This window comes from Rhizobium sp. PL01 (genome assembly GCF_033447125.1).
GTDB lineage: Bacteria > Pseudomonadota > Alphaproteobacteria > Rhizobiales > Rhizobiaceae > Pararhizobium.
In genome coordinates, this window is sequence record NZ_JAWQUM010000003.1 from 512478 (window position 1) to 525132 (window position 12655).

Genomic DNA, 12655 nt, shown 5'->3' on the forward strand with positions numbered 1-12655 from the left:
GGCATAGGGCAGCCGAAATCGGGAGCGGCTGGGAGAGACCAATATGCAGATGGATACGCGGCGGTTATCGGACATCGGCACATGCGCGCTGCGGCCGATGAGCCAGACGGATGCCAGGTCCGTGCTTTCAAGTCTCAAGGATATGGCCAAGAGCCATCCGGATATTGCTGATCTGCTGGCCTCTGAAACGCCGCTCAGGGATTTTGTTGTCGCGGCATTTTCGCTTTCGCCTTATTTGCGGGACACGGCTGTTTCCCATCCGCAGGTCCTCGTACGGGCTCTTGCCGGACCTCTGATCCCTTATCTGGAATCCTGCATTCATGCGGCCCGGGACGCATGGAAAAACGCCGACGCAGGCAAGGCGCTGGCCGATACCGAGATCATGACGCGTCTGAGGCAGGCAAAGCGCGACATCGCCTTTGCAATCGCGCTCGCCGACTTGTCGCGCCTTTTCGATGCGCGGGAGACAACGCGCTGGCTGAGCGATTTCGCTGGCGCGGCGGTGTCCGCTACCATCGACCATCTGCTGTTGAGCGCTCATGACGGTGGCAAGCTGACCGTCGTCGATGTTGCCCATCCGAGCGACCGGTCGGGTGTGGTCGTTCTCGGCATGGGGAAGCTGGGCGCCTTTGAGCTGAATTATTCCTCGGATATCGATCTGGTGGTGTTTTATGAGCCGCATGCGCCTTTAATCAAGGCCGTGGACGACGCGCCGGAGACGTTTGCCCGGCTGCTCCGCCGGCTGATCCGCATCCTGCAGGAGCGCACCGGCGATGGTTATGTCTTTCGTACCGACCTGCGCCTGCGGCCTGACCCCGGCGCGACGCCGCTTGCCATTCCGGTGGAGGCGGCGATGCTCTATTACGAAAGCCGGGGCCAGAACTGGGAGAGGGCAGCGTTCATCAAGGCGCGTCCGGTGGCGGGAGATATCAGAGCAGGCGAAGCGTTCCTGCGGGAACTCACCCCGTTCATGTTCCGCAAATATCTCGACTATGCGGCGATTGCCGATATTCATTCGATCAAGCGGCAGATTCATGCGCACAAGGGGCATGGCGAGATCGCGGTCAAAGGCCACAACATCAAGCTGGGCCGCGGCGGGATCCGGGAAATCGAATTCTTCGTGCAGACGCAACAACTGATCGCAGGCGGGCGAATGCCGGAGCTGAGGTTGCGCGCCACAGAGCCGATGCTGGATGGTCTGGCGCGGGCAAACTGGATCGACACGGAAACCGCCGAGGAACTGATTTCCGCCTACTGGTTCCTGCGCGATGTCGAACACAGGGTGCAGATGGTGCGCGATGAGCAGACGCATGTCCTGCCGACCACCGACGCCGAACTGAAACGCATCGCCTACATGATGGGTTTAGCCGATGTACCGTCGGTTTCCGCCGAGTTGTCGCGGGTGCTGAAGACCGTGGAGCGGCGGTATGCCCAGCTCTTCGAGCAGGAGGCGAAGTTGTCGACCGAGACCGGCAACCTTGTCTTCACGGGCCAAAGAGATGATCCCGACACGTTGGATACTCTGAAGAAGCTCGGGTTCGAGCGGCCCCAGGATATTTCGCGCACCATCAGGACCTGGCATTACGGTCGGTACCGGGCCACGCAATCGGTGGAGGCACGCGAGCGGCTGACGGAGTTGACGCCGGAACTCCTGCGTGTCTTTGGCCAGAACAAGCGCGCCGATGAGGCGTTGCTGCGCTTTGACCATTTCATCGCCGGTCTGCCGTCCGGCATCCAGCTGTTCTCGCTGCTCGGCAACAATCCCGGTCTTCTGTCATTGATCGTCAACATCATGTCATCCGCGCCCCGGCTGGCAGATATCATTGCCAGCAAGCCGCATGTCTTCGACGGCATGCTCGATCCCAGGCTTCTCGTCGAATTGCCGACACGGGATTATCTGGCGGAGCGGATCAAAGGCTTTTTGGCCTCGGCGCGGCACTATGAAGATATTCTCGACCGGTTGCGGATCACCGCATCGGAGCAGCGATTCCTGATCGGGATCAGGTTGTTGACCGGTGTCATCACCGGCGCGCAGGCAGGGCATGCATTCACCGATCTGGCCGACCTGATCCTGACCGCAGCGCTGGACGCCGTGCTGCGTGAGGTCGAGAGGGCGCATGGGACGTTCCCGGGCGGCCGCGTCGCCGTTATCGGTATGGGCAAGCTTGGCAGTCACGAACTCACTGCCGGGTCCGATGTCGATATCATCCTGCTCTACGACTATGATGATGAGGCGGGAGATTCCGACGGTGCCAAACCGCTCGATTCCATTCGCTACTTCACCCGTGTCACGCAGAGGCTGATCGCGGCGCTTTCGGCGCCTACCGGTGAAGGTGTGCTTTACGAGGTCGATATGCGGCTTCGCCCTTCCGGCAACAAGGGGCCAGTCGCCACCCGGATCAACGCCTTTGCAAAATACCAGCGCGAGGAGGCTTGGACCTGGGAGCACATGGCGCTGACACGTGCGCGTGCGCTCTGCGGCGAGGAAAGTCTGGTCGCGGAGGTCGATATGATATTCCGCGAAGTCCTGGATCAGATCCGCGATGTTGCCAGGGTGACGGCTGACGTCGCCGAGATGCGCGGGCTAATCGATAAGGAAAAGCCGCCGAGCGATGTCTGGGATTTCAAGCTCATTCCCGGCGGGTTGGTCGATATCGAGTTCATTGCCCAATATCTTGCCCTGATTGCGCCAGCGCGCGGTGTAGCACCGCCACCAAACGGTACATCCACGGCTGATGTCCTGGCGCTGCTTGGACCGGCTTTGATCTCCCCGGCGGACCTTGAGACCGTGCAGGAGGCACTGAAGCTGTTTACAGATCTCTCGCAGATCGTACGATTGTGCATCGAGGGGGATCTGGAACTGAAGGATGCGCCGGCCGGGTTGGTCGAGCTTTTGTGCCGGGCCGGGGATGCGCCGGATATCAAGGTGCTGGAGGCTGATATCCGGCGTCTGTCGAAGGCCGTTCGCCGGATATTTCAAGCGACCGTCAAGCTCTGAGACGAGCGATAGGCTCAAGCCAGATTGGCCTTTGTTTACTATATGACGCGCGGTGACGTATCGGGTATGCGCAGGGAGATGATCGTGCCGACATTCTCCTGGGAATGAATTTTCATCGCGCCGCCATGCAGGTTGGTCAGTGACCGGGAGATGGCAAGACCAAGTCCGGAGCCGCCCTTGCTCTTGGCATACTGGCTCTGCACCTGTTCGAAAGGCTGGCCGATCTTGTCCAGTGCGAGGCGCGGGATGCCGATGCCGGTATCGGCTATGGTCAGCGTCACGGCACCAGCGACCTTGCGGGCACGCAGGGAAATCTTGCCGCCCTCGTTGGTGAACTTGACCGCATTCGACAGCAGGTTGAGTAGGACCTGCTTCATGGCACGTCGATCGGCAGTGATCGTCAAACCGGAGGAAATCTGCTGATCGACGCAGATGTTCTTCTGCTGCGCCGGAATGGTGGTGAACCGCAGAGTTTCCATGATCAGCGGCGCGAGATCGATGGTTTCCCGGTTGAGTTTCATCTGGCCGGCCTCGATCTTCGACATGTCGAGGATGTCGTTGATGACGTTGAGCAGATGTTTGCCGCTATCGTGAATGTCGTGGGAATATTCGTCGTATTTTTCCGAGCCGAGTGGTCCGAACATCTGGTTCTGCAGGATTTCCGAGAATCCGAGAATGGCGTTCAGCGGCGTGCGCAACTCGTGTGACATGTTGGCGAGGAATTCTGATTTGGCCCGGTTGGCCGCCTCCGCGCGTTCCTTCTCAGCCTGGTAGTTGGAGTTGGCAACGGAGAGCTCTGCTTTTTGGCGCTCCAGAGTGATGCGCGAGGTCGAGAGGTCGCCGATGGTCGCCATCAGGCGGCGCTCGGATTCGCGCAGGCGCACTTGGTGCCGCTTCAGCAGGGTGATGTCAGTACCGACAGATACCAGACCACCGTCGCGGGTCCGCCGGTCGTTGATTTGCAGCCAGCGCTGATCCGACAACTGAACCTCTGACGTCTGTGATTGGTTGGACCGGTCGGGGTCAGCAATGCGCCGTTCGATGATCGGGCGTGCGGCAGCGGCATTGACCGCGGACCGTTCCGTGCCGGCAACCAGAACCCGGTCGGGAAGCTTGTAGGCTTGTTGATAGTGGGTGTTGCACATCACTAGCCGGTCATTCTTGTCCCAGAGCACGAAGGCCTCGGATGTACATTCGATCGCATCGGCCAGCCGCTGGTCGGCTTCCGCGTAACGCTGGGCAAGGCGATGCTGCTCGGTGACGTCCATGGCGATTCCGATCAGGTGCACGCGGCCTGAGGCGGTGCGGATCACCTGCGCGCGCGCCCTCATCCAGACATAATGGCCATCGGCATGGCGCATCCGGAAAATCTGATCGATCTGGCGGGCATCGCCCTTCGCGATGGTGCGCGCGACCTTGTAGATGCTGCCATCATCCGGATGCATCAGCCGTGCGGCGTCACCGAACGAGAGAACGTTGCTCTGCGGTGGCATGCCGAGCATTTCGTACATCGAGCGCGACCAGAAAAGCCGGCGGTTCGGCATGTCGAAATCCCAGAGGCCGCAGCGTCCGCGTGAAAGGGCCGTTTCGACCCGCAGGTTGGATTCGGCGAAAATCTGATCAGCGTCGCGGGCGCGCTTGGCTTGGATGTAGTAGGCGTAGAGCACGATAAGCAGGATCGCCGAGATGCCGGCAAACAGTGTGACGTTCAACGATACCTCGTCGCGCCACAGCTTTTGGATACCGGCCAGAGGCGTGGCCACGAGCAGCGTTCCGGCACCGCCCGGAACCTGCATCAACGCGACGATATATTCGCCGCCGCCGATGAAAGTCTTCATCACCGTCGACCGTTCGCCAAAATACTGGAAGGCTGCGACTTCCGGTGCCACAGCGTTGAGTGTGCGTCCCGTATAAACAGCACCGTCTGGAGAACTGGCGAAAATTCGGCCGTCGTTGCGCACGGTCAGAACGAAGGCACCAGCTTCCAGCATGTCGGGCGTGATGACGGCGTTCAGCCGCTGCTCGACATCCCATTTCTGCGCCTTGTCGAACAGGGCCACGCCGTTTTCTTGAAGGGCAGCGCTTGCGGTGGCCGCGGCAAGAACGGTGACCTGACGCGCGCTTGCTTCCATGCGCGCATATTCTACCATGATGCCGCTGATGCGGGAAATGGCAACGACGAGAAGAAACGCGGTGATCAGGATCGGGATCGAGCGCTTGAGCAATGGCTCAGCACCCGCAAGACGGCGCACTGCCGGCTCGGTAAAAATCCGTGCGTGCTGGATAACGTCCCGTTCCAGCCTCGAAAAGCCTGGAAATCTGGGACGCAACCGCTCACCGGCTGCGCGTCCCCGCTGCGCTTCCGCCATCTTCGTCAATTCTGTAAACCCTCATGTGATTCGAAGCGCCGCTCGCTCGAACCTGCCCCAATGAATCAATTGTGATTCGCCTTGTCCAGAGGGAAAAGTAAAACTTCATTAACCATTTATCGTCATGGGAAAATTGCACTATTGGCGTTTCAGCCTCGGCAGAAACGAAAAACCCCGCAGTTGCGGGGTTCCTCGATACTTCCTGTTGATTTCTCTATCCCTTGAGCATGCGCTCGACGATGTCACTGACATCGGCCGATAGCTTCGGCGCGGCCGCGATTTCGCGCAACGCGTTGCGGGCCTGATCGGCGCGGCCGGTTTCCAGCGAACGCCACGACCGCATCGAGGTGAGGATGCGCGCAGCCAGTTGCGGATTGCGCGGGTCTATGTCGAGAATTTGACGGGCGAGGAACCGGTAGCCCTCGCCATCGGCACGGTTGAAACCGGTCGGGTTGGAAAAGGCGAACGTGCCAACGAGTGCGCGCACCCGGTTCGGATTGGAGGCGTTGAACAGCGGATCGGCCATCAAGGCTGTGACGCGGGCAAGGGCTGCGGCACCTGGAATTGTCGCCTGGATGGTGAACCATTTGTCGATCACCAAGGCATTGTCCGCAAAACGTGTCTTGAACGCGGCAAGCGCATCCGCCGTTTCGGGAGCGTCCGGAAAGCGGTGGGCGAGGATCGTCAAGGCTTGGCTGAGATCCGTCATGTTGTTGGCGGATTTGAACGCTGCCACGGCCCTGGCCGGCACGTTTTCCGCATAGACGAGATAGGAGAGGGCGGTGTTGCGCAGTGCCCGGCGTCCCGCACTTGCAGCGTCGGGGCTGAACGGGCCGGAGACGACCATCTCGTCTACCAATTTTTCGAAAATCGCCCGGCCGGCTGCGGCAATCGCGGCCATGATCCGCTGGCGTCCGGCGTGGATGGCATCCGGGTCGTTGTTTCCACCGATTTCACGGGCGATATCGGCTTCGCTCGGCAGTGCCAGTGCCTGCGCTCTGAAGGCCGGCTCAAGATCGTCGTTGGCGGCGGCTGCAAGCAAAGCGTCGACCAAGGATGTGTCACACACCACAGGCTCGCCTGCCTTGGCGCTGGCCGCGGCGGCGACAAGATTGGGCAGAGCAAGATCGTTCAGGGCCTGCCAGCGGGCAAACAGATCGCTCTCATGCTTGGCGATGTGGGCGCGATCCGCTGGTGTCTGCTCGAAATGCAGGTTGATCGGCGCCGAGAAGCCTCGGTTCAGCGACAGCACCGGGCGCGAGACGATGCCGCTGAAGACGACAGTCTGCTTGCGCTCGACGAGATGCAGCACGTCGCCGGTCATTTCGGCACCGGTGACAGCGCTAATGGCGGCCTCCGAACCATCCTCCAGCAGAAGGCCGATGCGCAGCGGAATATACATCGGTTCCTTGGCGCTTTGGCCGGGCGTCGGCGGCACCATCTGCTCGAGCGAGAGCGTCAACGTCTGTTTGGCGGCGTCATAAGCCGTCGAGGCACTGACCAGCGGTGTGCCTGCCTGGTGGTACCAGAGCGAAAACTGGGTGAGGTCGCGCTTGCTGACTTCGGCGAAGCAGGCGACGAAATCCTCGATCGTCACGGCCTGTCCGTCATGGCGGTCGAAATAGAGATCCATGCCCTGCTTGAAGAGATCAGCGCCCAGCAGCGTGGCGATCATCCGGGTGACTTCGGAGCCTTTTTCATAGACGGTCGTCGTGTAGAAGTTATTGATCTCGCGGAATTTTGTCGGGCGAACCGGGTGTGCGAGCGGGCCGGCATCCTCCGGAAATTGCTCGGCTTTCAAGTGCCGGACTTCGGCGATGCGCTTGACTGCGCGTGAACGTTGGTCGGCCGAAAATTCGTGGTCGCGATAGACTGTCAGACCTTCCTTCAGGCAAAGCTGAAACCAGTCGCGGCAGGTGATACGGTTGCCTGTCCAGTTGTGAAAATATTCATGCGCGATGATCGCCTCGATATTGGCGTAGTCGGCATCGGTCGCGGTTTCCGGGTCGGCCAGAACGTACTTGTCGTTGAAGACGTTCAGACCTTTGTTCTCCATGGCGCCCATGTTGAAGTCGGACACGGCAACGATCATGAAAATATCGAGATCGTATTCGCGGCCGAACCGTTCCTCGTCCCATGTCATCGAACGCTTCAGCGCATCCATCGCATAGGCGGCGCGAGGCTCCTTGCCGTGCTCGACATAGATTTTCAGCGCGACCTCGCGGCCGGACATCGTCGTGAACGTGTCTTCGACTACACCGAGATCGCCGGCGACCAGCGCGAACAGGTAGCTCGGTTTCGGATGCGGATCATACCAGGCGGCAAAATGCCGGCCGTCGCCCATGCCGGCACCGCCGAGATAATTGCCGTTGGATAGCAGCAGCGGCGCGGTTGCCTTGTCGGCGATGATGTTGACCGTGTAGACGGCAAGCACGTCCGGACGATCCGGAAAATAGGTGATGCGCCGGAAGCCCTCGGCCTCGCACTGTGTGCAATAGACATTGCTGGTGCGGTAAAGGCCCATCAGTGTGGTGTTGGCTTCAGGGTTGATCTCGGTGGTGATCGTCACTTCGAACGGCGCCGTGGCCGGCAGGTTGCGGATCGTCAGTGTGCTTTCTGCCGCATCGTAGTTCGCAGCAGCGATTTCTTCCTGGTCAAGCAGCAGGCCGGTCATCTTCAGTTCGTCGCCGTCGAGAACCAGCGGCGCATCCGCACTGACCCCTTCGCGCCGGTGGAAGATCAATCTGGCTTCGACCTTGGTTTCGGTCGGATCGAGTTCGAAAGTAAGGTCCACCCTCTCAAGGACGAAATCCGTCGGCCGGTAGTCTTCCAGATGAATGATCTCGCCCGTATCTGTCCGCATTGTTTGTCCCGCTTGCATCGACCGCTGCGTCCAGACGCTGGCGGTGAGGCTTTGTCTCGATGAAGAGGCTGCGCTGAAGATGCGAAGCTTCCGGTGTGATCGCAAGGCTGTTCTTTTCGCTGGCACATGCCGTTTTCCGGCGCGCCTGATCTGTCCCATTCTTTGCTTGTTCAGAGACTTACGAAATTCGCCCTAACAATATTTAAACCAGTCGTGTATTTTTGGCACAGGTTGCGTATTTTTACAGCCGTTATCAGTCTTCTTGGTTCGAAAACGGTATTTTGGCTGGCGGATTGCTTGGGCAATGCCTCATTTTGCAGTTCTGGTCGAGACTAGGGGATCGCTGCAGGCGCATCAAATATTTCCGCCACTCATCACGAAAATTGATGCCTCTTTCGGATATCCCGCGTTAAGGTGACAGGGTCTCAGCGACGGATTCTCCGGTCGTGTATTTCCCCCGCAGCTCGTCGTTTCCGATGATTTCCGGCCCGCTGCCCTCAATCCGATGAGTGCGACCCGCATGGATTCCGAATTTCCTCACCCGATGAAGGGCATTACCCTCAAGGTTATGTCCGTGCTGGTGTTTGTCTGCATGTCGACGCTGATCAAGGCGGCGGGAACAGAGATCGCCACCGGCCAGATCACTTTCTACCGCTCCGCCTTCGCCATGGTGCCGATCCTTGGCTACCTCGCCTTCAAGGGGCATCTGCGCACCGCCTTCCACACCAAGGATATCGTTGGCCATCTGGCACGCGGCTTCATCGGCATTCTGGCCATGAGCTTCGGGTTTTACGGTCTGGTGCACCTGCCGCTGCCGGAAGCGATCGCGATCGGTTATGCCATGCCGTTGCTGGCGGTCGTCTTTGCGGCCGTTTTCCTCAAGGAAACGGTGCGGGTCTATCGCTGGTCAGCGGTGCTGATCGGACTGGTCGGGGTGATGATCATCACATGGCCGCGTGTGACGCTGTTGCGTGACGGCGGCTTCGGCTCGCAGGAGGCGCTCGGTGCGCTGGCCGTGCTTCTGTCGGCGGCACTCGGCGCCGTCGCCATGGTGCTGGTCAGAAAGCTGATCGCCAAGGAACGCACCCACACGATCGTGCTCTACTTCTCGCTGTCAGCCGCCTGTTTTTCGTTGCTCACGCTGCCGTTCGGCTGGGAGCCCTTGCCTTGGAACAACTTCCTGCTTCTGATGGGGGCGGGCTTTTGTGGTGGTGTCGCACAGATCCTTCTGACGCAGAGCTACCGTTATGCCGATATGTCGACAATCGCGCCGTTCGAATACACGTCGATCCTGCTCGGGTTGCTGATCGGCTATTTCCTGTTCGACGAAGTACCCACGGGTGTCATGCTGATCGGTACGGCAATCGTCGTCGGCGCCGGGATCTTCATCATTTTTCGCGAGCATCAACTCGGTCTTGAGCGCCGGGGCGCACGCAAGCACATCACGCCGCAGGGCTGAGCTATCGCGTCAATGATCAGAACGCCGCCGGTGGAGCCGTGTCGTCTTCGATCAGATCGGTCGGCCGCACCGCCTGGTTCATCGCATTGACGGCTTCTGTCCCCGGGGTGGGTACGGTATTGGCCTGGAAATCGGTCTTGGAAACGAGCCCGTCGGTATGGCCACGCTGGGCAATACGCCAGGCGGCATAGGCTGCGTAGAGCGCGAAATACACGGCCAGAAGCACGAACAGCGACGGCGGGCCAAAATGGTCCATCACCGGGCCGACCATCAGAGGGCCGGAGATCGTGCCCATGCCGTAGGTGATCATCATGCCGGAGGACACCTCGACATACTCGTTCGGGCGGGCAAGGTCGTTGGCATGGGCGACGTTCAATGCATAGATCGGAAACAGGACCGAACCGACAAAGGCGGCGATCACATAGAGCACCAGCGGGCTGGAGCCGACAAAGGCGACCATGGCAAGGCAGGAGATGACGCCGACGACACCACAGCCGACCATGACGATGCGCCGGTCGATCCGGTCGGATGTTCGCCCGATCGGGATCTGTGAAACAGCGCTGCCGGCAAGAAGCGCTGCCAGCAGCGTCGCGCCTTCGGCGGTGGACAGGCCGATCTTCTGGGTGAAAACGCCTCCAAGATTGAGCCAGGCGCCAGACATCGCACCGGCGAGAAATGCGCCGACGACGGCGACGGGTGAGCGGCGATAGAGCCCGGGCACGTCGAAATTGGCCTGAGCCGGTGGAGCAGGCATTGCGGACGAGGACAGCGCCGTCGGCAGAAGTGCCAGTGAGAAAAGCACGCCGCAGAGAATAAACAGCGACGAGTTCGTCGGATCACCGAGCGGAACCAGATATTGTCCGCCAATCGTGCCGACCATCGTAGTGATCAGATAGAGCGAAAACAGCATGCCGCGGTTTTCATTGGTGACCCGTTCGTTGAGCCAGCTCTCGATCACCAGATAGCTGCCGGAGATCGCAAAGCCGGAGATGGCCCGGAAGAAGATCCAGGCGCGCCAGTCGACCACGAGCCCGCACAACAGGATGGCGATGCTGAGCAGCGTGATCAGGGCTGCAAACACCCGCACATGGCCGACGCGCAGGATGAATTTCGGGGTGATGATGCAGGATATGGTAAAGCCAAGCGTGTAGCCGGTGGCGATCAGCGAGATGGTCAGTGTCGACCAGCCCTCGGCCACGGAGCGCACCGGCAGAACATAGCTCGCCAGCCCGAAGCCGATCATCATCAGGAGCGTCGAAAGCATCAGGCTGAATACGGATCTGAGGCTGGTCAGCATGAGGGCTCCCGGCGCGGATCTGCCGGTGCCTGTGACGCACAAGCCTCAGGAGAGACGCTAGACATGTTGGAGCGGATTGCGCGCTTGAAAACCGGTGCTCGACACGCCGCTGTTGGAATCAAAGAACGAGTGTCGCTCTATCCAGTTTTGCTGACGCTGTCGATTGCGACAAGGTTTGGCGCAGAAGAGGAATGTGGCCGCGGCGCGGCCAGAAGCCGGGAATTTATTTTGGCAGGAAAGCGCTGACCGCGTGACGGTCGGCGTTGGCAGCCGGGGCTTCCTTGCTCAGGCGGCTATATTCACCGGAGGCACGCACGGCGGTGCCGATATCGGCAAGCAGGATCCGGAGCGAGCGGATAGATGCTGTCATGATCGGATACCTTTCATCTTTGGCCTGATGTCCAGGCAGCGGCACGCGCAATTGCGCAGGCCTTGAAAAATCAACGCTGAATGAATTCTGCGAAAATCTGGGCCGGGCGAGTCTTGTGGCCATAGCCTGCAGCGGTCATCTGTTCGTTCGCAGCCGAGCCGAAGCTGTTGAAGGGCGTGCGCAGGGCCGAGCCAGCGTGGCGGAGCGTTTCAAAGCTCGAATGCAGAGGGCGAAAACGGGTCGTCATGGTTCAATTCCTTATTCCAGTCCTCCCGTCGTTCTATATTGCACTGCAACATCGATTCCGCAACGAACGCATTCGCGTTGCTGGTATGCGCAATCCGCATGGCTTTTTTCATCGTTTGTTCACAAATGAGGCAGGTGCGCTGTTCAGGCGCTTTTAACCACGAATCCGGGCGCGAAACGCCAGAAGATCCTGCCAGGCGAGCCGCTTGCTGGCCGGGGCCGAGGTCAGGTCCTGCGGGTGCAGGGTGGCGAGGGCCGGCACAGTCGTGCCGCCAACCTGAATATCACGCCATTCGCCGCGCATGTGGTGGATCATCTCATTGCCGCCAAAGAAGAAACGTGCGGCAAAATTGCCGAGGATCAACAGGTGGCGTGGTTCGCTCAGCGCGATCTGGCGTTCGATGAACGGACGGCAGATATCGGTTTCACGCGGCGAGGGCGGGCGGTTTCCTGGCGGCCGCCAGGGAATGACATTGGTCAAAAGCACCGATGTCCGGTCCAGCCCGATGGCCGCCAGCATACGTTCCAGCATCTGGCCCTGCTTGCCCGAAAAGGGAATGCCCTCCCGGTCGTCGTCGCCATTCGGCACGGGGCCGATCACCAGGATACCGGACGTGGGATTGCCGTCGGCAAAAACCATGTTGCGGGCGCTATTCCTCAAATTGCAGCCAGAAAAGGCTTCCATGGCACTTTTGAGTTCAGCAAGGGAGCGGGCAGAACCGGCGGCAAACCGGGCTTCCGCGATGGCCTGCTCGTCGGGAATGGCCATTTGCGGCGTGGTGACAGGCGCCGCTGGCGCCTTGTTGGTGGAGCGATTGCCATTGTCCCGCGCGATCGGTGCGCTCAGCGCATCATTTCGCTCTGAGGATTGCGCTCGCTGCATGGCTTGCGAGGCGCCATTGCCACGTGCCGCCTTCGCCTGAGTAAATTCGGCGAAGCGATCGACCGGCTCGTCTTCCAGCAGCCATTCAACCCCTGCTTCAGCATGGAAATGCAGAAGGGCGGCAAGTTCGGCCGGGCTCATGGTGTCGCTGGAGATCATGCTTTGCTTGT

9 protein-coding genes are annotated in these 12655 nt (G+C 60.1%); 3 read left to right on the forward strand and 6 right to left on the reverse strand.

The window, feature by feature from the left end:
* Nucleotides 1-43 precede the first annotated feature (43 nt).
* Nucleotides 44-2998 carry a bifunctional [glutamine synthetase] adenylyltransferase/[glutamine synthetase]-adenylyl-L-tyrosine phosphorylase gene (locus R6X40_RS10290; protein WP_318413155.1) on the forward strand — a complete coding sequence of 985 codons (2955 nt, stop codon included), beginning with the start codon at nt 44-46 and terminating at the stop codon, nt 2996-2998.
* Nucleotides 2999-3036: 38 nt separating this feature from the next.
* On the opposite strand, the gene R6X40_RS10295 is transcribed toward R6X40_RS10290, so the two are convergent.
* Both R6X40_RS10295 and pepN read right to left on the reverse strand, forming a co-directional pair.
* A complete protein-coding gene (locus R6X40_RS10295) occupies nt 3037-5376 on the reverse strand; it encodes a PAS domain-containing sensor histidine kinase (protein ID WP_318413157.1) in 2340 nt (779 codons plus the stop codon).
* Nucleotides 5377-5581: 205 nt separating this feature from the next.
* Nucleotides 5582-8230 carry an aminopeptidase N gene (gene pepN, locus R6X40_RS10300; RefSeq protein ID WP_318413159.1) on the reverse strand — a complete coding sequence of 883 codons (2649 nt, stop codon included), beginning with the start codon at nt 8228-8230 and terminating at the stop codon, nt 5582-5584.
* Nucleotides 8231-8750: 520 nt separating this feature from the next.
* Here pepN and R6X40_RS10305 point away from each other — a divergent pair.
* Nucleotides 8751-9689, forward strand: coding sequence for a DMT family transporter (locus R6X40_RS10305; protein ID WP_318413161.1), 939 nt, complete (start codon nt 8751-8753; stop codon nt 9687-9689).
* Between the two features lie 16 nt (nt 9690-9705).
* Here the strand turns inward: R6X40_RS10305 and R6X40_RS10310 are convergent, their stop codons facing one another.
* Nucleotides 9706-10986: an MFS transporter gene (locus R6X40_RS10310; RefSeq protein ID WP_318413163.1), complete on the reverse strand. Its 1281-nt coding sequence runs from the start codon at nt 10984-10986 to the stop codon at nt 9706-9708.
* A 63-nt stretch (nt 10987-11049) separates the two neighbouring features.
* On the opposite strand from R6X40_RS10310, the gene R6X40_RS10315 reads away from it, so the two are divergent.
* Nucleotides 11050-11232, forward strand: coding sequence for a hypothetical protein (locus tag R6X40_RS10315; RefSeq protein ID WP_318413165.1), 183 nt, complete (start codon nt 11050-11052; stop codon nt 11230-11232).
* Here the strand turns inward: R6X40_RS10315 and R6X40_RS10320 are convergent.
* The 3 genes from R6X40_RS10320 to R6X40_RS10330 form a co-directional block, all read right to left on the reverse strand.
* The gene (locus R6X40_RS10320; protein WP_318413166.1) at nt 11210-11356 is read right to left on the reverse strand and encodes a hypothetical protein; all 147 of its coding nucleotides are present in this window, start codon (nt 11354-11356) and stop codon (nt 11210-11212) included. The genes R6X40_RS10315 and R6X40_RS10320 overlap by 23 nt on opposite strands.
* A gap of 70 nt (nt 11357-11426) precedes the next feature.
* Entirely contained in the window at nt 11427-11603 is a 177-nt protein-coding gene (locus R6X40_RS10325; protein WP_112834538.1) for a hypothetical protein, read from the reverse strand.
* 153 nt (nt 11604-11756) lie between these two features.
* On the reverse strand, nt 11757-12644 hold the full coding sequence (locus R6X40_RS10330) for a uracil-DNA glycosylase (protein ID WP_318413168.1): 888 nt from the start codon (nt 12642-12644) through the stop codon (nt 11757-11759).
* Between the last annotated feature and the right edge of the window lie 11 nt (nt 12645-12655).

Excerpts from the sequence above, each read along its gene's own strand:
- R6X40_RS10305 (WP_318413161.1), top strand. The coding sequence starts at position 8,751 with ATGGATTCCGAATTTCCTCACCCGATGAAGGGCATTACCCTCAAGGTT.
- R6X40_RS10310 (WP_318413163.1), bottom strand. The coding sequence starts at position 10,986 with ATGCTGACCAGCCTCAGATCCGTATTCAGCCTGATGCTTTCGACGCTC.
- R6X40_RS10315 (WP_318413165.1), top strand. The coding sequence starts at position 11,050 with ATGTTGGAGCGGATTGCGCGCTTGAAAACCGGTGCTCGACACGCCGCT.
- R6X40_RS10290 (WP_318413155.1), top strand. The coding sequence starts at position 44 with ATGCAGATGGATACGCGGCGGTTATCGGACATCGGCACATGCGCGCTG.
- R6X40_RS10330 (WP_318413168.1), bottom strand. The coding sequence starts at position 12,644 with ATGATCTCCAGCGACACCATGAGCCCGGCCGAACTTGCCGCCCTTCTG.
- R6X40_RS10320 (WP_318413166.1), bottom strand. The coding sequence starts at position 11,356 with ATGACAGCATCTATCCGCTCGCTCCGGATCCTGCTTGCCGATATCGGC.
- R6X40_RS10325 (WP_112834538.1), bottom strand. The coding sequence starts at position 11,603 with ATGACGACCCGTTTTCGCCCTCTGCATTCGAGCTTTGAAACGCTCCGC.
- pepN (WP_318413159.1), bottom strand. The coding sequence starts at position 8,230 with ATGCGGACAGATACGGGCGAGATCATTCATCTGGAAGACTACCGGCCG.